General features: G+C 32.2%; 19 protein-coding genes. 16 read left to right on the forward strand and 3 right to left on the reverse strand.

Going from position 1 to position 20,993, the window contains the following annotated elements; all coding sequences use genetic code 11:
• Positions 1–7: 7 nt before the first annotated feature.
• Positions 8–283: a metal-sensing transcriptional repressor gene (locus NH286_RS01765; RefSeq protein WP_106460295.1), complete on the reverse strand. Its 276-nt coding sequence runs from the start codon at positions 281–283 to the stop codon at positions 8–10.
• The gene (locus NH286_RS01770; RefSeq protein ID WP_106460294.1) at positions 284–2,815 is read right to left on the reverse strand and encodes a heavy metal translocating P-type ATPase; all 2,532 of its coding nucleotides are present in this window, start codon (positions 2,813–2,815) and stop codon (positions 284–286) included.
• Positions 2,816–2,905: 90 nt separating this feature from the next.
• Between NH286_RS01770 and NH286_RS01775 the strand changes: the two genes are divergently transcribed.
• The 13 genes from NH286_RS01775 to NH286_RS01835 are packed head-to-tail and all read left to right on the forward strand — an operon-like array spanning position 2,906 to position 16,783.
• Complete coding sequence (locus NH286_RS01775) at positions 2,906–3,175, forward strand: acylphosphatase (RefSeq protein ID WP_106460293.1); 270 nt, start codon at positions 2,906–2,908, stop codon at positions 3,173–3,175.
• A 36-nt stretch (positions 3,176–3,211) separates the two neighbouring features.
• On the forward strand, positions 3,212–4,534 hold the full coding sequence (locus NH286_RS01780; protein ID WP_265236435.1) for a Mur ligase family protein: 1,323 nt from the start codon (positions 3,212–3,214) through the stop codon (positions 4,532–4,534).
• 11 nt (positions 4,535–4,545) lie between these two features.
• Positions 4,546–5,211 (forward strand): type 1 glutamine amidotransferase, encoded by a 666-nt coding sequence (locus tag NH286_RS01785; protein ID WP_199792176.1) that lies wholly within the window; start codon positions 4,546–4,548, stop codon positions 5,209–5,211.
• Positions 5,186–5,500, forward strand: coding sequence for a YerC/YecD family TrpR-related protein (locus NH286_RS01790; protein ID WP_106461115.1), 315 nt, complete (start codon positions 5,186–5,188; stop codon positions 5,498–5,500). The genes NH286_RS01785 and NH286_RS01790 overlap by 26 nt, the downstream gene beginning before the upstream one ends.
• A gap of 53 nt (positions 5,501–5,553) precedes the next feature.
• Positions 5,554–7,749: an ATP-dependent helicase gene (locus NH286_RS01795; protein ID WP_265236437.1), complete on the forward strand. Its 2,196-nt coding sequence runs from the start codon at positions 5,554–5,556 to the stop codon at positions 7,747–7,749.
• A gap of 2 nt (positions 7,750–7,751) precedes the next feature.
• Positions 7,752–9,752 (forward strand): NAD-dependent DNA ligase LigA, encoded by a 2,001-nt coding sequence (gene ligA, locus NH286_RS01800; RefSeq protein ID WP_265236439.1) that lies wholly within the window; start codon positions 7,752–7,754, stop codon positions 9,750–9,752.
• Between the two features lies 1 nt (position 9,753).
• Positions 9,754–10,032, forward strand: a complete 279-nt coding sequence (gene gatC, locus NH286_RS01805) for an Asp-tRNA(Asn)/Glu-tRNA(Gln) amidotransferase subunit GatC (protein WP_265236441.1) — start codon at positions 9,754–9,756, stop codon at positions 10,030–10,032.
• Positions 10,033–10,040: 8 nt separating this feature from the next.
• A complete protein-coding gene (locus tag NH286_RS01810; protein ID WP_265236443.1) occupies positions 10,041–11,453 on the forward strand; it encodes an aspartyl/glutamyl-tRNA amidotransferase subunit A in 1,413 nt (470 codons plus the stop codon).
• The gene (gene gatB, locus NH286_RS01815; protein WP_265236446.1) at positions 11,443–12,861 is read left to right on the forward strand and encodes an Asp-tRNA(Asn)/Glu-tRNA(Gln) amidotransferase subunit GatB; all 1,419 of its coding nucleotides are present in this window, start codon (positions 11,443–11,445) and stop codon (positions 12,859–12,861) included. The genes NH286_RS01810 and gatB overlap by 11 nt, the downstream gene beginning before the upstream one ends.
• A gap of 29 nt (positions 12,862–12,890) precedes the next feature.
• On the forward strand, positions 12,891–14,153 hold the full coding sequence (locus NH286_RS01820) for an amidohydrolase (protein ID WP_265236449.1): 1,263 nt from the start codon (positions 12,891–12,893) through the stop codon (positions 14,151–14,153).
• Complete coding sequence (locus NH286_RS01825; RefSeq protein WP_265236450.1) at positions 14,153–15,331, forward strand: NAD(P)H-hydrate dehydratase; 1,179 nt, start codon at positions 14,153–14,155, stop codon at positions 15,329–15,331. Before NH286_RS01820 ends, NH286_RS01825 begins: the two co-directional genes overlap by 1 nt.
• Positions 15,332–15,333: 2 nt before the next feature.
• Entirely contained in the window at positions 15,334–16,443 is a 1,110-nt protein-coding gene (gene alr, locus NH286_RS01830; protein ID WP_265236453.1) for an alanine racemase, read from the forward strand.
• Complete coding sequence (locus tag NH286_RS01835; protein ID WP_106460282.1) at positions 16,433–16,783, forward strand: type II toxin-antitoxin system PemK/MazF family toxin; 351 nt, start codon at positions 16,433–16,435, stop codon at positions 16,781–16,783. Before alr ends, NH286_RS01835 begins: the two co-directional genes overlap by 11 nt.
• A 74-nt stretch (positions 16,784–16,857) precedes the next feature.
• On the opposite strand, the gene murC is transcribed toward NH286_RS01835, so the two are convergent.
• Positions 16,858–18,255, reverse strand: coding sequence for a UDP-N-acetylmuramate--L-alanine ligase (gene murC / locus NH286_RS01840; protein WP_265236457.1), 1,398 nt, complete (start codon positions 18,253–18,255; stop codon positions 16,858–16,860).
• A 144-nt stretch (positions 18,256–18,399) separates the two neighbouring features.
• Between murC and rpiB the strand changes: the two genes are divergently transcribed.
• Genes rpiB through glmU form a run of 3 tightly spaced genes read left to right on the forward strand, consistent with a single transcriptional unit; the run spans position 18,400 to position 20,992 of the window.
• Positions 18,400–18,843 carry a ribose 5-phosphate isomerase B gene (gene rpiB / locus NH286_RS01845; protein ID WP_106460280.1) on the forward strand — a complete coding sequence of 148 codons (444 nt, stop codon included), beginning with the start codon at positions 18,400–18,402 and terminating at the stop codon, positions 18,841–18,843.
• A 41-nt stretch (positions 18,844–18,884) separates the two neighbouring features.
• Positions 18,885–19,604 carry a purine-nucleoside phosphorylase gene (gene deoD, locus NH286_RS01850; RefSeq protein WP_265236459.1) on the forward strand — a complete coding sequence of 240 codons (720 nt, stop codon included), beginning with the start codon at positions 18,885–18,887 and terminating at the stop codon, positions 19,602–19,604.
• 2 nt (positions 19,605–19,606) lie between these two features.
• Positions 19,607–20,992 carry a bifunctional UDP-N-acetylglucosamine diphosphorylase/glucosamine-1-phosphate N-acetyltransferase GlmU gene (gene glmU, locus NH286_RS01855; RefSeq protein ID WP_265213240.1) on the forward strand — a complete coding sequence of 462 codons (1,386 nt, stop codon included), beginning with the start codon at positions 19,607–19,609 and terminating at the stop codon, positions 20,990–20,992.
• The last annotated feature ends 1 nt before the right edge of the window (position 20,993 follow it).

The raw sequence follows: 20,993 nt of genomic DNA on the forward strand, positions 1-20,993 counted from the left end.
ATTGAAACTATAACTTGTTAAGTTTATCAATAATTTTCTCTATTTCATCAATTTTTTCTTTTATTGATTCTTCATTATTTTGCTTGAGACTATCATAAACACAATGTTCTAGATGGCCTCTTAAGACATCCTTATTGATATTTTTAAGAATAGAAATTGAAGCCATTAGTTGGGTGGATATATCTACACAGTACCTATCATCTTCAACCATTTTTATTAGACCGTCAATTTGTCCACCAACTGTTTTAAGCTTCCTTATAGTTTTGCTTTTATCAGCATGCATTTACTTATATTCGATTCCTTTGTATTCATATCCTGCTTCATCGATTGCAGACTTTAAAGTTTCCTCTTCAATATTTCCTTCGTAAGATACTTCTGCTTGTTTACCTTCAAGGTTTACATCAACTTCTTTTACACCTTCAATTTCACTTAGGGCTTTATTAACGTGTTTTGCACAATTATTGCAGCTCATTCCATCAACATTTACGATTACTTTTTTAAGTTCACTCATTTTATCCTCCAAAATATTTTCTTCGATAGTGACATTCTTACTTTCTTCATATCCAGATGCACTTGACTTAAATCCTCTAAGCCTTAAAGAGTTTAGACAAACAAATACTGATGATAAACTCATAGCAACTGATGCGAACATCGGATTAAGCCTTATATTTAAGCCTGGATAGAGTAGACCTGCTGCGACAGGTATTAATAATATATTATAAAAGAAAGCCCAAAAAAGATTTTCTTTTATAGTTTTTATTGTTGCCTTAGATAATTCTATGGCCTTGACTATGTCTAGTAGTGAATTTTTAACTAGGATGACATCTGCAGAATCTATAGCAACATCAGCGCCGCTTCCTATTGCTATCCCTATATCAGCTCTAGCTAGGGCAGGGGCATCATTTATTCCATCTCCAACCATAGCTACTTTTTTGCCATCAGCTTGTAGTCTTTTAACTACTTTATCCTTATCTTGAGGCAAAACTTCTGCAAATTTCTCATCTATATTTAGCTTTGCCCTTATAGCTTCAGCCGTATTTTCATTATCACCTGTTAGCATAGTTATCTTATAAGAATCTTTTTTTAGCAGGTCAATTGCTATTTTAGATGATTCCTTTGCCTGATCTTGGACAGCTATCAATCCTAGGACCTTATCAGAATCAGAAAAATACATAGAAGTCTTACCTTCTTTTGATAGATCTTTATGAATTGTTTCATATTTTCCAGTAGAAATATTATTTTCATCCATCAACCTAAAATTACCAGCAAAATAAGTTTGACCATCAATTTTTGCTGCAATACCTTTACCTGGAAAAGATGTAAAGTCATCAATAGGGATATTATATATATTTCTTTCTTTTGCTTTATTGATTATAGCTTCTGATAAAGGATGTTCAGATAGGTGCTCGATTGAAGAAGCTATCTTTAAAAATTCATTTTGGTCCATATCTGTCATTATATCTGTTACTACAGGCTTTCCTTCTGTGATTGTTCCAGTCTTATCAAGGAGTATAGTATCAACCTTATGCAAGTTTTCAAGACTTTCTGCATTTTTAAATAATAAGCCTATTTGAGCACTCTTACCTGTTGCAACCATTATTGCCATTGGAGTGGCAAGCCCTAGTGCGCAAGGGCAAGAAATAACAAGTACAGATATCATCAGATTTAAAGCAAATTCAAAGTCTTTGCTATAAAAATACCAACCAATAAATGTAAGGATTGAAATTATAATTACTGCTGGCACAAATATTGCTGATATCTTATCTGCTAATTGTGCGATTGGAGCCTTAGTTTCATTGGCTTCATTTACAAGATTTATGATTTGGGATAGGGTAGTATCTTCACCGACCCTAGTAGCTTCAAACTTAAAAGAACCTTGTTTGTTAATAGTAGCAGAAATAACTTCATCACCAACCTCTTTAGTTATTGGTATTGACTCGCCAGTAATAGCTGCCTCATCAACAAGAGAGCTTCCTTCAATAATTACACCATCTACCGGAATCCTGTTACCAGGCCTAATAACTACCACATCACCTTTTTTTATATCAGCAGTATCTATAGTTATTTCCTCACCATCCCTTATGATATTTGCCTTATCTGGTGATAAGTCCATAAGAGACTTAAGAGATGCTTTTGTCTCGCCCTTACTTCTTGCTTCAAAAAATTTACCAAGAGTAATTAGGGTAAGAATCATTGCTGATGATTCAAAATACAGGTTATGTCTATAATGATCAATCACATCAAATTCTGATAGACCTGCTGCATGGGCCATTCTCATTATCACGAAGATACCATACATAAGAGCTGACGAAGAACCTAAAGCAACTAGGGTATCCATGTTCGGGCTTCCATTTTTTAGTGATTTAAAACCTGAAATAAAAAACTTTCTATTAACAAATATAACTGGAATTGTTAATAAAAATTGAACAAAAGCGTTATTTATCGCTCCACTAGTTCCTTCTAAAAACCTCGGTAGGGGAAGATTTACCATAGGACCCATTGCTACATACATGAGTATTATCATAAAGAAAAAGGATACCTTAAGCCTAAACTTAGTATTATCTTCTTCTGATTCTTTAAGCAAATCCTTTGATACTGACTCATTTTTCCCCTTAACCCTAGCATTATAACCAGCATCTACAACAGCCTTTATAATTTTTTCATCATTTAATTTGCTAGGATTATAATCAACGGTCATCGATTCATTTATTAGATTGACGTTTACTTCTGTAACACCAAGCTTGCTTACAGCCTTGCTGACAGCTGCTTGGCATGAAGAACAAGTCATACCTTCTATATCAAATCTTTGTTTCATTAAACCTCCTTTACCACCCCTAGGGGGGTATATAATTATTATATTTTTACATGAGTCATTGTCAAGTATAATAAGGCATAAGGAGTATATATGAAAAGATATCACATTATTTTTAAAGGTAGGGTTCAGGGAGTAGGCTTTAGATTTCAGGTAAAGATGCTTGCAGACTCACTAAATATTACTGGTACAGTTAAAAATTTATACGATGGGAGTGTTGAAGTCTTTATCCAAGCAGATAAAATAACTTTATATAAGTTTTTTGAGGGATTAGAAAATATTAATTTTGCAAGAATTGAGAATAAATTTGTAGAAGTAGTTGATATTAAGCCCAATGAAAGTGAATTTGAAATAATTTATTAACTTTGAAAAATTAGCATAATAAGGTTTAATAATATTATGAGTTTAAAAAGCAAACTAGTTAAAGTATTAGCAAAATCGATAAGGTCTTCATTAAGATTACTAAATAGAAATGCAACGAGCCTACCAGGCTATATTGCTTATAAATTAGATAAGGATATTCTAAAAGAATTATCAAAAAATACTAAATTTATATTTGTAACCGGCACTAACGGAAAGACAATGACTACTCACTTTTTAGTAAGTATTCTTAAAGAAAAGTATCCAATTGTTTTAACCAACGAATCTGGTTCGAATATGGTCCAGGGAATAATAACATCTTTACTTGATAATCCTAGTGATAAAGAAAGTGTAGCAGTCCTAGAGGTAGATGAGGCTAACTTAGTAAGGATTGGAAATTATCTAAAAGCTGATTATATAGCTCTTACAAATATCTTCAGAGACCAAATGGATAGATTTGGTGAAATTTATAATATCCTAGATAAAATAATTGAAGGAATTGACCTTATGCCTGATGCAAAAATTATAGCAAATGGTGATCTTCCGTTATTTTCTTATGATTCTTTAAGTAGGTATAATCCTATCTATTTTGCAATTAGAGAAAATGAAGATGATGCTTATGTTTTAGATGCAGAATTTAACTCTGATGGAATTTTGTGTCCTCATTGTCATTCAGTATTAAAGTACAAAAGTGTAAATTATTCATCTTTAGGAGACTTTTCGTGTCCTAATTGTGACTTTAAGTCACCAAAGATAAAGTATCGCATAGATAAAATAACAGAGGAAAATCCGGACCATTCTGAATTTGTTATTGATGGCTACAATTATGAAGTAAATGTCGGTGGTAAATATAATATTTATAACGCACTTACCGCTATATCTGTAGCTAGAGAATTAGGTGTATCTCAAGAAAAGATAAAAGAAGGCCTAAAAAAACAAAAGAATGTATTTGGTAGACAAGAAAATATTAAAATCAAAGATAAGAATCTTATAATAAACCTTGTCAAAAATCCAACAGGGCTCAATCAAGTTATTGATCTTATGCTATTGGAAGATAAAGATATTAGTTTAATTTGTCTACTCAATGATAATTACGCTGATGGACTCGATGTGTCATGGATATATGATGCTAATTATGAGAAATTAAAAAAACTTAATATCAAAAAAATATATGTATCTGGTATGAGGTCAAAGGATATGAAAAGAAGGCTTGAAATAGCAGAGCTTATTGATCAACCAATAGTCGAATTTGATTATGAAAATGAGATTTATGATGTAATCGATAAGATTAATACTAGCGATATATATGTTTTATCCACATATACAGCAATGCTAAGACTAAGGGAGGTGCTTGATTTATAGAAAAATTTAGAATATGCCACCTTTATGGAAATCTATTGAATACTTATGGCGATGTAGGAAATTTAATGGCTTTTGAGTATGAACTTAAAAAGTTGGGTATACAAACAGAAAGGAAGATAGTTTCTATAGGTGATGATTTTAAAGAATCTGATTATGATTTTGTTTTCTTTGGTGGTGGCCAGGACTATGAACAGTCCATAGTCAAAAATGATTTAATAAAGAAAAAAGATGAGATTGTTAAATATATCGAAAATAACGGCTTATTTTTAGCAATTTGCGGTGGTTATCAACTGCTAGGCAAGTACTATTATGACGCTTATGGAAACAAAATAGATGGTCTGTCTATCTTCGATCACTATACAGTCAATCAGGATTCTAAAAATAGGTTTACCGGCCAAATAAAAATACAAGTGGAAAGCTTTGATGAAATATGCCTAGGTTTTGAAAATCACGGCGGTAGAACATTTTTGTCAGACAAGCAAAACGCTTTTGGAAAAGTTTTGGAAGGTAACGGTAATAACGGTGAAGATAATAGCGAAGGCTTTATTTATAAAAATACCATAGGGACTTATTTGCATGGTCCAATTCTTGCTAGGAACGAGAACCTGTGCAAAAAAATTATAGAAAAAATATTTAAGGAGAATAATTATGATGTCAGAATCAAAACTAAGAACTAAAGAAGCAGATGAACTTTTCGAAGCGATTTTAATGCTAAAAGATGTTGAGGAATGCTATCAATTTTTTACAGACATCTGTACAGCAAGGGAAATTCAATCAATTTCACAAAGATTACATGTAGCTAAATTATTAAAGATTAGAAAAACCTATTCAGTTATTGAAGAAGAAACAGGCGCTTCTACAGCCACAATTTCAAGAGTTAATAGATCACTTAACTATGGAGAAGGTGGTTACGATTTAGTTCTTGAAAAACTAATTGAAAAAGACCTTAAAGAATCAAAAGAGTAAGTTACTTACTCTTTTTTTGTGGTATAATATATAGGTCGAGAAAGTGAGGTCTTATGAACTTAGATAGGTTAAATGATAGGCAAAAAGAAGCGGTTTTACATAGGGATGGCCCTTTATTAGTCTTAGCAGGAGCTGGAAGTGGAAAAACCTCCGTTTTAACCACAAGTATAGCCTATAAAATCAAGGAGCAATCTATAAATCCTAGCCATATTTTAGCTATAACCTTTACCAACAAGGCAGCTGGAGAAATGAAAGAAAGAATAGCTGATTTGCTAGATATGGATGTTTCTTATTTATGGATAGGAACCTTTCACTCAATCTGTGCTAGAATATTAAGGATGAACATAGAAAAAATTGGATATTCTAGTAATTTTACAATATATGATACTACAGATCAGAGAACCCTAATCAAAGAAATAATAAATGACCTTGGCCTAAAAGATGAGATAAATTACAGGCTTGCTCAAAATGTAATATCAAATGCAAAAAATAAATCTATAGGACCCGATGAGTTCTTAAAGCTAAATTTCTATATGCAAGATGCAGATGCCATTGCTGAGATTTATAAAGAATATGAGAAAAAGAAATTTGATTACAATGCGCTAGATTTTGATGATTTGATAGAAAAAGTCTTGGACTTATTTTCAAAAGATAAGGAAACCCTTGCCTATTACCAAAATAAATTTGATTATATATTTGTAGATGAATTTCAAGATACAAACAACTCTCAATATGAACTAATAAAATTCATAGCAGGGGCAAATCAAAACGTTGTTGCAGTAGGAGATGCAGACCAATCTATCTATTCATTTAGGGGAGCAGATATTAGAAATATCTTAAATTTTGAAAAAGACTTTCCAGCAACAAAAACCATAAAACTTGAGCAAAATTATAGGTCTACTTCAAAAATTTTAAATACCGCAAATAAATTAATCGCTAATAACCTCGAGAGAAAAGAAAAGAATCTTTGGACTGATCAAAATGAGGGAGCAGATGTAATTTATAAAGAAACCTCTGTAGAAAGTGAAGAAAGCCAATTTGTAATTGAAACAATTAAAGACCTCATATCCGAGGGATATAAGGAAAATGATATAGTAATTCTCTATAGGACAAATGCTCAATCAAGACCTTTTGAGGAAATTCTTTTGAAAAATTTAATGGCTTACAAAGTTATAGGTGGTTTAAAATTCTATGATAGAAAAGAAATTAAAGACTTAATATCCTATTTAAATATATTAGTCAACCACCAGGATGATATAAGTCTAAAGAGAATTATAAATGAACCAAAAAGAGGAATCGGTGCTAAATCAGTAGAAAATATTGAAAATATAGCCAGAAGTCATGGGATTTCAATGCTTGATTTGATAATAGATCCTAATTTTTCACTTCTTCTAACTGATAGGTATAGAAAATTAGCTGATAAGTTCTACCTACCACTTAAAGATATTTTTGAAAATGTAGATAAATATAAGATTGTCGATTTAATCAATGAAGTCCTTGAAAAATCCAACTATCTTAAAAATCTCGAAAAATCTATAGCAGTAGAAGATAGGGCAAGGATCGATAATATAAACGAATTTATATCATCTGCTGCTGAATACCAAGAAAATAATCCAGATGATAATTTAAGAGATTATTTAGAAAATCTTTCTCTCTTATCTGATATAGATAAGACCGAAGATTCAGAAAATTCAATATCTCTTATGACAATGCACCAGGCTAAGGGTCTTGAATATCCAGTAGTTTTTATAGTTGGCCTAGATGAAGGACTGTTTCCTAGCAAAAGAAGTTTAGATGAGGGTAATCTAGAAGAAGAAAGAAGGCTCTTTTATGTAGGAATCACCCGTGCAAAGGAAAAACTTTACCTAACCAGCTCTCAAGTAAGAAGAAATTATGGTAAAGTAACATATTATAAGCCATCAAGATTTATAGAAGAAATAGATGATCAAATAAAAAAGCAAACAAATAAGGAATTTATTGACTTTAACTCTAGAACTTACGAAAGATCTTTAAATGAAGATTATATGAGAGAAAAGGCTAGACAATCTGTCCTAAACCTAAAGGCTAAGGCCTACAAAAAGGATGATTCAACCTATCAAGTAGGAGATACAGTTATGCATAGCAAATGGGGAAAGGGAATGGTCGTTCAAATCAAAGAGAGCGAAGATGGCAATGAATTAGTAATAGCTTTTGATAAGAAAGGCCTTAAGAAATTAAACCAAGATTATGCACCAATAACAAAGGTATAAATATGGATAAAAGACAAGAACTTGAAAATTTAATAGAGCAAATAAATACACTAGACTATAGGTATTATACATTAGATAAGCCTTCAGTATCTGATGGAGAATATGATAAGCTATATGATAGGCTTGTAAGTCTTCAAGAAGAACTGGATTATACACCAGATGATTCACCAACAAATAGGGTCGGAGGAGCAGTTCTTGATAAGTTTGAAAAGCACTACCACCTTACAAGACTTTTAAGCCAAGATAAGGCCCAATCATATGACCAACTCAGGGACTGGATAGATAGGTGTAAACGTCTTAAAGAAAATTACGAAAGAGAAAACTCAGTTAAATTAGCTGAACTAGAATTCATCATGGAATATAAATTTGATGGACTAACCATAAATTTAACCTATGAAAATGGCCTACTACAGACTGCAGCAACAAGGGGAAACGGTTCTGTAGGTGAAGAAGTTAAGGCCCAGGTAGAGACGATAAGATCAATTCCACTAAGAATTAAGGAAGAGTCCCTAATAGAAATACAGGGAGAAGCTCTGATGCCTTTATCAGAGCTAGAAAGATATAACAAAGAAAACTCTCTACAACTTAAAAATGCAAGAAATGCTGCTGCTGGCGCAATCAGAAACCTAGATACTAGCGAAACTGCTAAAAGAAGATTGACTGCATTTTTCTATGCAGTGCCTACAAATTCTTTAGATTTTAAAACTGAAGAAGATATGCTAGATTTCTTAAGGGAAATGAAACTAAATGTACACCCTTATCATAAAAAAGTCAAAAACATTGATCAGATTATAGAAGAACTTGAAAGAATAGAAAAGGAAAGAAAAACATTAGATATCCTAACTGATGGGGTTGTAATAAAAATTAATGACAAAAAAACTCAAGAAGCCCTTGGATACACAAATAAATTCCCAAGATGGTCAATAGCTTATAAATTTGAAGCAGAAGAGTTTACAACAAAACTATTAGATGTAGTTTGGAATGTAGGAAGGACAGGTAAGGTCACACCATCTGCCATACTTGAGCCTGTAGATTTTTCTGGAGTAACAGTTTCTAGAGCAACTTTAAATAACTATGATGATATCCTAAGAAAAAAGGTAAAAATTGGTTCTGAAGTATTCATAAGAAGGTCAAATGACGTTATTCCTGAAATACTCGGCGTAGTTGATGAAAACCAAGAAGGAACTACAGAAATAGAAAAACCTACTAAGTGTCCTTATTGTCACAGCGAACTGATACAAGGAAATGTCCACATAATTTGTCCTAATTCCATTTCCTGCAAACCACAATTACTTGCTAGAATGGAGCATTTTGCATCAAGAAATGCAATGGATATAGAAGGTCTTTCAGAAAAAACAATTGGCCAGCTAATAGAAGAATTAGGCATTAATGAAATAGATGATATATATGATTTAAAGTATGATGATTTAATAAACCTAGATAGATTTGGACCAAAGAAAACTAACAACTTGTTAACAGCAATAGAAGCTAGTAAAAATTGTGATCTTAATAGCTTCATCTATGCAATTGGTATACCCAATGTTGGTGAGAGAACAGCACGAGACTTAGCTAATAAGTTTAGAAGTTTTGAGAAATTAAGATTGGCCAAAGCTAGTGAACTTATAGAAGTTGAAGATATAGGTGAAATAACCGCAGAAAACATCGTAGAGTTTTTCTCAGATGAAAATATAACTTCATCAATTGATAGGTTGCTAGCAAAAGGAATTAGCATCAATAATCCACAAACAAACGATAAATCTGATAAGCTTAAAGATTTAAGCTTTGTTATCACAGGAAGTATTGACGGATTTAATAGAGAAGATATTAAGGAACTTTTAGAAAAAAATGGAGCTAGTGTAAAAGGTTCTGTTTCAAAAAATACTGATGTTGTTCTTGCTGGTGACAAGGCTGGTTCAAAAAAGAAAAAAGCCCTAGAGCTTGAAATCGAGATATATGAAGGTGAGAAGCTAAATAAATTCTTATCTGAATTAAAAGGAGAATAAAATGAATGTAAAAGAAGTAGAAAGGATATATAACCTTAGTAATCTAAGCCTAGAAAATTCTGATAAAGAGCTTATAGCTCAAAAATTCAATAAAGTCTTAGATTTTATTGAGGTAATCTTTGATGAAGATACTACAAATGTAGATATGTGTGAATATATCAGTAGACACAAGGCGGTTTTTAGGAAAGACGAGCCAAGAAAATCGCTTGATAGGGAAAAGGCACTTGAAAATGCTAAAGATACTGAATATGGCTACTTTAGATTAGACTGGAAATTATAGGAGCAATAATGGATATACAAAAATCAATAGAAGCTTATAAAGAGGGTAAGGTTAGCGTTGTTGAAAACACTAAACAAGTCCTAGAAAAGATAAAAAATGATACAACAAATGCATATATAGCTTTTGATGAAGAAGACTCTATCAAAAGAGCGGAATATCTAGATAAAAAATTAGCAAATAATGAAAAACTTGGCAAGCTTTTTGGTATAGCTGTAGCAGTTAAAGATAATATATCATATAAAAATATGGATATGACCTGCGCCTCCAATATGCTAAAAGGATTTAGACCAATGTTTGATGCAAAAGTTATAGAAAATCTTCTCAAAGAAGATGCAATCATCATCGCAAAAACAAACATGGATGAATTTGCTATGGGAGCTAGAGGTAAAACCTCAGTTTTTGGTCCAGTAAAAAATCCAATCGATCCAGAAAGAGTAACCGGTGGATCATCATCAGGATCAGCGGCTGCAGTAAGCAAGGGCGATGTCTTAGTTTCACTTGGAACAGATACTGGTGGCTCTGTAAGAGGACCTGCTAGCTATTGTAATATTCTTGGTTATAAACCAAGCTATGGTATGGTAAGCAGAAATGGTGTAGTATCAATGGCAAATACCCTAGATCAAGTATCTGTTTTTGCAGAAAACATCGAAGACCTTAGAAATATAGCAAGTATAATCGCTGGACCTGATGAAAATGACATGACAGTTAGGTTAGATGATTATGACTACAGTAGAGAAGATTATGATTTCGAGGGAAAGAAGATTGCCTACATCAGTACCAGTGATTTCTTAAATAAAGGAATAGAAGAAGAAGTTAAAAATGACTATAAGATTGGTCTAGATATGCTTAAAAATATGGGTGCTGAGCTTACAGAAATAAGTTTAAAATATTCTAAATATGCAAACCAAGTATACAATGTCGTAATGAGTTCAGAAGTTTCTTCAAACATGTCAAGATTTGATGGAATAAGATTTGGCCACCAAAGTGAAACTTATACATCAGTTGATGAATTATTTATAAATTCAAGGTCAGAAGGCTTAGGAGAAGAGGTTCAAAGAAGGATTGCACTAGGTACCATGTATCTCTCAGCTGATGATGATCAAAGAGTTTATAGACAAGGTCTAAAATTAAGAAACTTAATTAAAAAGGAGCTAGAGAGTGTATTTGAAGACTTTGATCTAATAATTACACCAACAACAATAAATCTACCACCATTTTTAGAAGATGATTATAGTGACCCACTTTCTGATTTTAGGTCAGACGGATTTAACGTATTAGTTAATCTAGCAGGCATGTGTGGTATATCCCTTCCAGTAAGGAAAGGTATCTCCGGTGCTTGTCAATTCATTGCTAATAGTTATGAAGATAAAAAATTACTAAATGCTAGCGAAGAATTTTTAAGGAGAATCAATGAAAACTAAAACAATAATAGGACTTGAGATTCACGTTGAATTATCAACTGAAACAAAGATGTTTTGCTCCTGTAAAAATGAATTCGGAGCAATTCCAAATACAAATGTATGCCCAATATGTCTTGGCCATCCAGGCACCCTACCAGCAATGAATGAAAGAGCGGTAGAATTAGCTGTAATGGCAGGTCTTGCTTTTAATTGTAAGATTAGAAATGATCAAAAAGTAGATAGAAAGAAATATTTCTACCCAGACCTTGTAAAGGGTTACCAGCTAACACAATTTGATAAGCCATACGCTTATGAAGGCTATCTTGAACTAGCTAGCGGTAAGCATATAAATATTAGGGAAATCCACATGGAAGAAGATACTGGAAAATCTAACCACAATGATGATGATACAGTTTTAATGGATTACAATAGGGCTGGTGTCCCTCTTATTGAAATAGTGACTGACCCTGATATTTCTTCACCAGAAGAAGCAAGAGAGTTTGTAGAAACATTAGCTTCAACCCTAAAATTCCTAAAGGTAAGTGACTGTATTATGGCTGAAGGTTCAATGAGAGTCGATGTAAATGTCAACTTAAAAGACGAAGATACAGGTCTTAGGACAGAAATTGCAGAAATTAAAAATATCAACTCAATTAAAGCTATAGAAAACGCCCTAGAATTTGAAGTAAAAAGACAAAGAGACCTTCTTGAAAATAATCAAACTGGTGATAAAGAAACAAGAAGATGGGATGATATAAAGCTTGAAACAATTCATATGAGAAATAAAGAAGTAGGAAATGATTATAGATTTTCTGCTGATGGCGATATACCTGACATCTATTTATCAGACGAATATATAAACGATGTAGCAAAAAATCTTCCTGAACTTCCAAAAGATAAAGAAAAAAGATATATAGCTGAGTATGGTCTATCAGCCTATGATGCAAACCTTCTAAGCCATGATAGAAACTTAGCTAGATTATTTGAAGAAACTAACATACTAGTAAAAGATGCAAATACCAGTGCAAATTGGATATTAACAGAACTTTCAAGAAGACTTAATGAGGCAGAAGAAACTGCTGATCAAATGAAATTGTCTGTAGAAAACTTTGCAAAATTAATAAATCTTGCTAAAGACAATAAGATAAATAACAACGTAGCAAAAAAATTGTTGCGTGAAATCTACCTTTCTAATGAAGATCCTGAAGTTCTTGCCCAAGAAAGAAATCTATTGCAGATATCTGATTCTTCATACCTAGAAGAAATAGTAGATGAGGTTCTTAGTGAAAACCCAGAATCTATCGAAGATATCAAAAATGGTAAAGATAGAGCCTTTGGATTTTTAGTAGGTCAAGCTATGAAAAAAACTAAAGGGAAGGGTAATCCTCAAGAAATCAACAAATTACTAAAAGAAAAGATAGGAGAATAGAAAGTGTTAAAGCACTTTCTTTTTTTCAAATGACTATATTAATTAAAAATGCGAAAATACTTCCAATGGATGGGGCTGATATATTTACATCAGACTTATTCATTGAAGGTAAATACATAAAAAAAATAGAAAAAAATATAAGCGATGAAGCCGACCAAACAATAGATGCAAGTAACATGGTTCTTATGCCTGCCTTTATCAACAGCCATAGTCATGTTGGAATGAGTCTATTTAGAAATTATGGAGAAGAGGTAGACCTTTATACCTGGTTAAATGATTATATATGGCCACTAGAAGAAAGGCTTGATAATAGACAAACCTATCTTGCATCAATGCTTTCTCTAATTGAAATGGCTAATAATGGCATAGGAACCTTTGCTGACATGTACTTTTTCTCTGAAGCAACTATCTTAGCTTGCAAGGAAATAGGACTTAGAGCACAAATTTCAAGAGGATTATCAATTCCAGATGATGATGATTATAGGTTAAAAGAAAATATATACCTATATAAGAAATATAAAGATTATGATCTAATAGATATTGGACTTGGGCCACACGCCATCTACACATCAAATCTTGACTACCTTAAAAAGATATCTGATCTAGCCTATAAGTATAAGATGCCTATCCACATCCACCTATCAGAAACTAAAAAAGAAAATGAGGATTGTATAGAGCGCTTTGGTATGACACCAACTGAAGTCTTTGAAAAAGCTGGGATATTTAAGCATAAAACCATTGCAGCCCATGGCATTTACCTAACAGATAATGACCTAGATATAATAAAAGAAAACAAGGTATCAGTAGTTCACAACCCTTCTTCCAATCTAAAATTAAAATCAGGATTCATGAACTTATCTAGATTACTTGATAAGGGGATAAATGTATGTCTAGGTACTGATTCATCCGCTAGTAACAACAAACTTTCTATCCTTAGAGAGATGGAGCTTGCGGCACTAGTATCAAAGCTATATTCATCTAGGATAGTTACAGCAAGAGAAATACTGGAGATGGCAACTATAAATGGTGCAAAGGCCCTAGGCTTAGATGATAAAATTGGAAGTATAAAAGTAGGTAAAGAAGCTGATCTAATACTAATAGATTTATCTAATGTAAATCACACACCTACAAACAATATTTTGTCATCTCTAATATATTCAACCTATGAAAAAGACATTAAATGTACTATTGTAAATGGAAACATAGTAGCAAGAGATGGAAAGATATTAAATATTGATCAAGCTACAGTATCAAATGATATATTAAAAACTTCCCAAAGGATTATGGACTAATGATTGGGATAGATATTCTTTCAATAAAAAAAATAAAAAATAAAAGTGGAAGTAATTTCCTAAGGAAAGTTTTTACAGAAAATGAAATTACCTATGCTTATAGCAAGAAAAATCCCTACCAAACCCTTGCAGGTATTTTCGCTCTGAAAGAAGCAATTATCAAGGCTTACGACCTAAAATTGTCCTACATTATTAAAAAAAGAATAGAAATTGTAAGCAATAATAATCCAATTGCATACCTTGATGGCAATAAACTTAATTCAGATTTATCGATATCACACGACGGTGAATATGCAATTGGAGTCTGCTATAAAAAAGAAAATATGATATCTATAGATAATAAAATGAAGAACTTATTACCAAATAGACCCCACCAAAGTCATAAGGGAGACTATGGAAAAATAGCAATTTTAGGAGGATCTCCTGGCATGGCTGGGTCTTGCTATCTTACATCCCTTGCATGTTTAAGAGCAGGAGCAGGACTTGTTTATCTTTTAGTCCCACAATCTATTTCTAATATCTTAGAGATAAAATCGGTTGAGCAAATAATAAAAACTATTGATTCTAATATATTAAAGTATAATAAAAACATAATTAAGCAAATCTTATCTTCACTTGAAGATAAGGATGTACTTGCTATTGGCCCAGGTATGGGAAGAGATGAGTCTCTTAATAAATTAATTTCAGAAGTGATAGATAATTTCAATGGGAAAATAATAATCGATGCAGATGGTTTAAATGCCTTAAGCAAGGATTTGAGTATTTTGAAGAATAAGAAAAATATTATACTAACTCCTCATTTAAAGGAATTTTCTAGACTTACTGGGCTAACAATAAATAAAATAAATGAAGACAGAGTCAATATTGCAAAAAACTTTGCCAAAGAACATAAAGTTATATTGGTTCTTAAGTCTGAAAATACCCTTGTAACTGATGGTAATAAACTATATATAAACGAAATAGGAAACCCAGGCATGGCTACAGCCGGAAGCGGAGATGTCCTAACTGGCATAATCAGCGGCATATTACATAAACTAGAAGCTTTTGATGCTGCAAAGCTTGGCGTCTATCTTCATTCCCTAGCAGGAGATTTAGCAGCAGAAGATTTATGCCAAGACTCCCTGATTGCTAGAGACATAATAGCTTATTTACCAAAGGCTATAAGGCTTATGAGGTAATAATGCTAGAAAATTATTTAGAAGTTAACATAGATAAAATAAGACAAAATATAATTAACATAAAAAATGAGTCTGGTTCTTTGTTTTGCGCAGTTGTAAAGGCTAATGCTTATGGATTAGGTTCTGTTGAAATTAGCCAAAATATCGAAGATATTGTTGATTATTTTGCTGTCGCAAGATTACAAGAAGCTTTAAAATTAAGAAAAAACAATATTACTAAACCAATACTAGTTCTAGGCTATGTAGGAATTGATGATATTAAACTTTGCCATGACTATAATATTGATATAACGATATATGACTTAGATTTTTCTAAGGAAATTAACAACTTAGATTATAAAGTCAATTGCCATCTAGCTCTAGATACAGGTCATAGTAGGCTTGGATTTAGAGAGTTTGAAATCGATAAAATTAATAAGCTAAAATACTTAAAAAATCTTAATATAATAGCTGCCTTCAGTCATTTCTCCACAGCAGATGAAGAAGACACCAACTATACAGATGAACAATACAAGGTATTTGACGAAATGCTGGATGCTATTGATTTAAATTTCGATTTTGTACATATTTCAAATTCTGCAGGAGCTATTAAACATCATATCTATAAGAATATGATAAGGGTAGGTCTTGCCATGTATGGCTTATATCCATCGGATGTTGTGAAAAAAGATACTACTATAAAATTATCTAGATCATTTAATCTTTATTCAACTGTATCCTTTGTCAAAAAGATAAAAAAAGGGACTGGTGTAAGCTATGGTAGAACCTTCATAGCAGATAAGGATATGGAAATTGCTACTGTCACTATTGGTTATGCAGATGGATATTTAAGATCATTTTCCAATGTAGGAGAAGTTTATATTAATGGTAAGCCATGTAGGGTTCTTGGTAGAGTTTGTATGGACCAAATTATGGTTGATGTAAGTGGTTTGGATGTTAAGATTGGTGATAGGGTAGAAATATACAAAGATATAGACCTTGAAGCAAGTAAGGCATCTACAATTTCTTATGAGCTTATGACTAATATCTCTCTAAGAGTTAATAGAATCTATATTAGGAATGGTAAAGAGTTAAATACGCACATTGATTTAGGAGAAATTTATGAAAGTTAGAAGAGGTGATCTATATTACGCTGACTTATCTCCTGTCGTAGGAAGTGAGCAGGGTGGCGTTAGACCTGTTATTGTAGTGCAAAATGATGTTGGTAATAAGTATTCTCCGACAATTATTGTTGCACCAGTTACAAGTCAAATGAATAAGGCTAAACTTCCAACCCATGTTAAAATTAAGGGAAATAAATATGGGCTTCCTAAAAATTCTGTAGCCCTTATGGAGCAATTAAGGACCATAGATAAGAAAAGACTAAGGGAAAAAATTGGAAGCTTCTCAAATGACATAATGAATAAAATAAATGAAGCGATATCTATTTCTTTAGCTTTAGAAAATGATTAATACATAAAAAGGACTTTTGTAAATGACGCTATAAAGAATTTATAGCTATATTAACATAAGTCCTTTTTTATCTCTTATTTATTTTGAAAGTCATTCACTATCATCTTAGCAAGTTCGTCTGGATTACCGCATCCTGTTGTTATAACTAGATCATCATCTCTTATAATCTCATAAATATAATCTCTTGCTTCTTCAAATGTAGATAGATATTTAGCATTTAAGCCTTTTTTTACCATGGCATCTACGACATCCTTTGAATGTATACTAGGATCAAATTTTTCCCTTGCAGCGTAAATATCTGTGACAATAACTTCATCTGCTGCATCAAAACTATTTAAAAAATCATTAAATAAAGTTTTTGTTCTTGAATAAGTGTGAGGCTGCCACACACAAATCAACCTTCCTTTTGTATGCTCTGCTATAGCATTTAGGGTTACTAGAATTTCAGAAGGGTGGTGACCGTAATCAGTCATGATGGTAACATTATTTACATGTCCAATTATCTGCATCCTTCTATCAAGGCCCTTGTATTTTTTAATATTTTCTTTAATAGTCTCTATATCAATTCCATTTTCATATGTTGAAATTATAGCTGCCATTGCATTGTTTATGTTATGTCTACCTATTACACCTAAGGAGAAATGTTCAACAGAACCATTTCTTAGCTTAAGATCAAAGCTTGGTCTTCCTATATCATCAAATACTATATTTGTTGCATTATAATCTGCGTTTGGATTTTCTTGACCATAAGTTATAAGCTGACCTTGAACAGCATCTAGGATAAGCTTATTATTCTCTTCATTTAAGTTGAGTATTGTTTTAGAGTTTTTGTCTTGATTTCTAAGATATTCCTTAAATGTATTTACTATATCATCCAAATCTTTATAATAATCTAAATGATCTTCATCTATATTTAAAATTATAACAGTTTGAGGAAAGTAGTATCTAATATTACCCTTATATTCACAAGCTTCTGTTACTAGATAATCTTCACTACCAACTTTAACATTACCCTTCATTTCATCCAAATTTCCACCTAATAAAATTGTGGCATCTTCATCAGAATGAAGCAAGATCTTAGAAATCATAGAAGTTGTTGTTGACTTGCCATGCGAACCAGATACAGCTATAGAGTTTTTGTAATTTCTCATTAGAGCTCCAAGGAAAACTCCTCTAGTAACTATCGGAACATCAAGCTTTTTTGCCGCTATTAATTCCTCGTTATCATCTGCGATAGCATCAGTGTATACAACTAAATCAGGGTTTTGGATATTTTCTTTTTTTTGTCCTATATAAACCTCTATTCCAAGTTTAATGAGACCCTTTACAGAATCAGAAAGGCTTCTATCAGAACCAGTGACTTCATATCCTTTTTCAAGTAGTAAGTGAGCTAGTCCACTCATTGATATTCCACCTATACCGATAAAATGAACACGATTATAATCATGTTCATTTAAATTAAATTCAAACATATATTCTCCTTATAGTAGTCTAATCATAAGTAATTTTATCATATTATACCATATTTAATCTTGATATCTTGTCAAGTAATACTTTGAATATATCAAAGGATGACGTATATTTATTATAGAATATAAAGTAAAAAAGGAGGGTTCATGAAATTTGTTTTAGCCAATGACCATGGGGGAATTGATTTAGAGCCAGTGGTTAAAGAAAAGCTTGAAGATCTAGGCCATGAAGTCATTCATGTTGGAACTTTCGATAAAAATTCTTGTGATTACAGTGACTTTGCTGTAAAAGCTTGCGAAAAAATCAAAGCCGGCGAGGCTGATTTTGGCGTACTTATATGTGGAACAGGTCTAGGAATGAGTATTTCTGCCAATAAAATCAAAGGAATAAGAGCTGCATGTGTTTCTGAACCATTTTCAGCTAAAATGTCTAGAGCACACAATAATGCAAACGTATTATGCTTAGGTGCTAGAGTAATAGGTTCTGAATTATGTAAGATGATAGTAGAAGAATTTGCTACTACAGATTTTGAGGGCGATCGCCACCAAAGACGTATAGATAAAATAAGTAAAATAGAAGAGAATAACTGAGACTTTTGAAGTCTCTATTTTTATTAATAAAGGAGAGATTAATGACAATACCAACACCTCATATTTCAGCAACAAGCAAAGACCAAATTGCAAAAACTGTACTTATGCCTGGAGATCCTCTAAGAGCCAAGTTTATAGCTGATAACTTCTTAGAAAATGTTGAACAATTTAATGAAACTCGTGGAATGCTAGGATATACTGGCTATTATAAGGGAAAAAGAGTTTCTGTGATGGGCTCAGGTATGGGTATACCATCATCAATGATTTATTACAACGAATTATTCAATTTCTATGATGTAGATTGCATCATTAGGGTAGGAACTGCTGGTTCTATGCAAGAAGATGTAAAACTACATGACATTGTAATTGCCACCTCTGCTTGTTCAGAATCATCCATAAATGATAACTTATTTGGCAACATACATTTTTCATCAACCCCTAATTTTGAGCTTCTAATGAAAGCTTATAATAAATCAATCGATCTTGGATACACAACCCATTGTGGTCAAGTGCATTCTTCAGACCAATTCTATTCTGAAATGGAACCAAAAGTTTTTGAAAACCTTAGAAAATACGGTATTCTTTGTGTAGAAATGGAATCATATGGTTTGTTTATGGCCGCTAGAAAACATGGAAAAAAAGGTCTTGGAATATTTACAATATCTGACTCCTTAATAGAAAATTTAGCAGACAGTGCAGAAAATAGACAAAAATCTTATACAAATATGATGGAACTAGCCCTAGAAGTAGCAGAAGATTAATAATGATTAAAACAATAATAATGGCAGCAGGAGAAGGTACCAGGATGAAGTCAAATACTTCTAAGGTACTTCACAAACTGCTCAATAAAGAAATAATAAAATATGTAACAGATGCTAGTAATTTTGAAGACTCAGAAACAATATTGATAGCAGGTAAAAATAAGCCCAAACTAGAAAGTCTCTTTCCAGATTTTAAAATTGTTGAACAAAAAATCGGTCCTGGTATACCTTATGGCACAGGCTACGCTGTAAGCCTAGCTATGAACCTAATAGAGGATAATGACCAAGTATTAATACTTAATGGTGATATCCCATTAATCAAAAAAAATTCTTTAGAAGAATTTGTTTCCTATCACAAGCAAAATAAAAGTGCTTGTACTATCCTATCTACAACCATAGATAATCCAAAAGGTTATGGTCGTATAATTAGAAATGATAATAATGAGTTTACTGCAATTATAGAAGATAGGGACCTTGAAGATAAGCAAAGAGATATCAAAGAAATAAATGTTGGTATATACATCTTTAAAGCAAAAGATTTAAAAGAATCTCTTGCAAAAATAGATTCAAACAACGATCAAAACGAGCTATACTTAACAGATTGTATAGGGATTTTAAAATCAGCTGGTAAAAAAGTAAGTGCATATGTAAATTCTGATACCGATCAATTTTATGGCATAAATAACAAATTTGAGCTAAATCAGGCAAACAAAATCCTTCAAAGAAGAATTAACAAGGCCTACATGCTTGATGGAGTAATAATTGAATCTCCAGAAACAACTTTTATTGAGCCAGGAGTTGAAATTGGTAAGGACACTATAATATCTGGTTTTGTAAAAATATATGGCAAAAGTAAAATCGGTGAAAATTGCTATATAGACGGAACTTCAAGAATTACTAATTCTATCATTGAAGACAATGTTAGAATTGATAATGCCATATTAGATGATGCTTATATGGAAAAAGATAGCAATATCGGACCATTTGCAAGATTAAGACCAAATGCTCATATAGGGGAAGCTGTACACATTGGTAATTTCGTAGAAGTTAAAAATTCAAGCCTTGGTAAGGGCACAAAAGCTGGACACTTAGCTTACATAGGTGACAGTGATTTAGGATCAAATATAAATATTGGCTGTGGGGTTGTATTTGTTAATTATGACGGTAAATATAAACATAGGTCAATAATAGAAGATGATGCTTTTATAGGATCTAATGCAAACATTGTAGCACCTGTCCATGTCAAAAAAGAAGGCTTTGTAGCGGCTGGTTCTACAATAACTGAAGATGTTGATTCTGGAGAATTAATAATTGAAAGAGCTGAACAAAAGCATGTAAAAGGCTACGTCGAAAAAAAGAAACAAAGGGATAAAAATCATAAGGAGTAGA

The sequence above is a fragment of the Anaerococcus sp. NML200574 genome, assembly GCF_026131665.1.
Taxonomy (GTDB): Bacteria; Bacillota; Clostridia; order Tissierellales; family Peptoniphilaceae; genus Anaerococcus; species Anaerococcus kampingae.

Coding starts and splice junctions, on each gene's coding strand:
- NH286_RS01765 (WP_106460295.1), bottom strand. CDS start 283: ATGCATGCTGATAAAAGCAAAACTATAAGGAAGCTTAAAACAGTTGGT.
- NH286_RS01770 (WP_106460294.1), bottom strand. CDS start 2,815: ATGAAACAAAGATTTGATATAGAAGGTATGACTTGTTCTTCATGCCAA.
- NH286_RS01775 (WP_106460293.1), top strand. CDS start 2,906: ATGAAAAGATATCACATTATTTTTAAAGGTAGGGTTCAGGGAGTAGGC.
- NH286_RS01780 (WP_265236435.1), top strand. CDS start 3,212: ATGAGTTTAAAAAGCAAACTAGTTAAAGTATTAGCAAAATCGATAAGG.
- NH286_RS01790 (WP_106461115.1), top strand. CDS start 5,186: ATGTCAGAATCAAAACTAAGAACTAAAGAAGCAGATGAACTTTTCGAA.
- NH286_RS01795 (WP_265236437.1), top strand. CDS start 5,554: ATGAACTTAGATAGGTTAAATGATAGGCAAAAAGAAGCGGTTTTACAT.
- ligA (WP_265236439.1), top strand. CDS start 7,752: ATGGATAAAAGACAAGAACTTGAAAATTTAATAGAGCAAATAAATACA.
- gatC (WP_265236441.1), top strand. CDS start 9,754: ATGAATGTAAAAGAAGTAGAAAGGATATATAACCTTAGTAATCTAAGC.
- NH286_RS01810 (WP_265236443.1), top strand. CDS start 10,041: ATGGATATACAAAAATCAATAGAAGCTTATAAAGAGGGTAAGGTTAGC.
- gatB (WP_265236446.1), top strand. CDS start 11,443: ATGAAAACTAAAACAATAATAGGACTTGAGATTCACGTTGAATTATCA.
- NH286_RS01820 (WP_265236449.1), top strand. CDS start 12,891: ATGACTATATTAATTAAAAATGCGAAAATACTTCCAATGGATGGGGCT.
- NH286_RS01825 (WP_265236450.1), top strand. CDS start 14,153: ATGATTGGGATAGATATTCTTTCAATAAAAAAAATAAAAAATAAAAGT.
- alr (WP_265236453.1), top strand. CDS start 15,334: ATGCTAGAAAATTATTTAGAAGTTAACATAGATAAAATAAGACAAAAT.
- NH286_RS01835 (WP_106460282.1), top strand. CDS start 16,433: ATGAAAGTTAGAAGAGGTGATCTATATTACGCTGACTTATCTCCTGTC.
- murC (WP_265236457.1), bottom strand. CDS start 18,255: ATGTTTGAATTTAATTTAAATGAACATGATTATAATCGTGTTCATTTT.
- rpiB (WP_106460280.1), top strand. CDS start 18,400: ATGAAATTTGTTTTAGCCAATGACCATGGGGGAATTGATTTAGAGCCA.
- deoD (WP_265236459.1), top strand. CDS start 18,885: ATGACAATACCAACACCTCATATTTCAGCAACAAGCAAAGACCAAATT.
- glmU (WP_265213240.1), top strand. CDS start 19,607: ATGATTAAAACAATAATAATGGCAGCAGGAGAAGGTACCAGGATGAAG.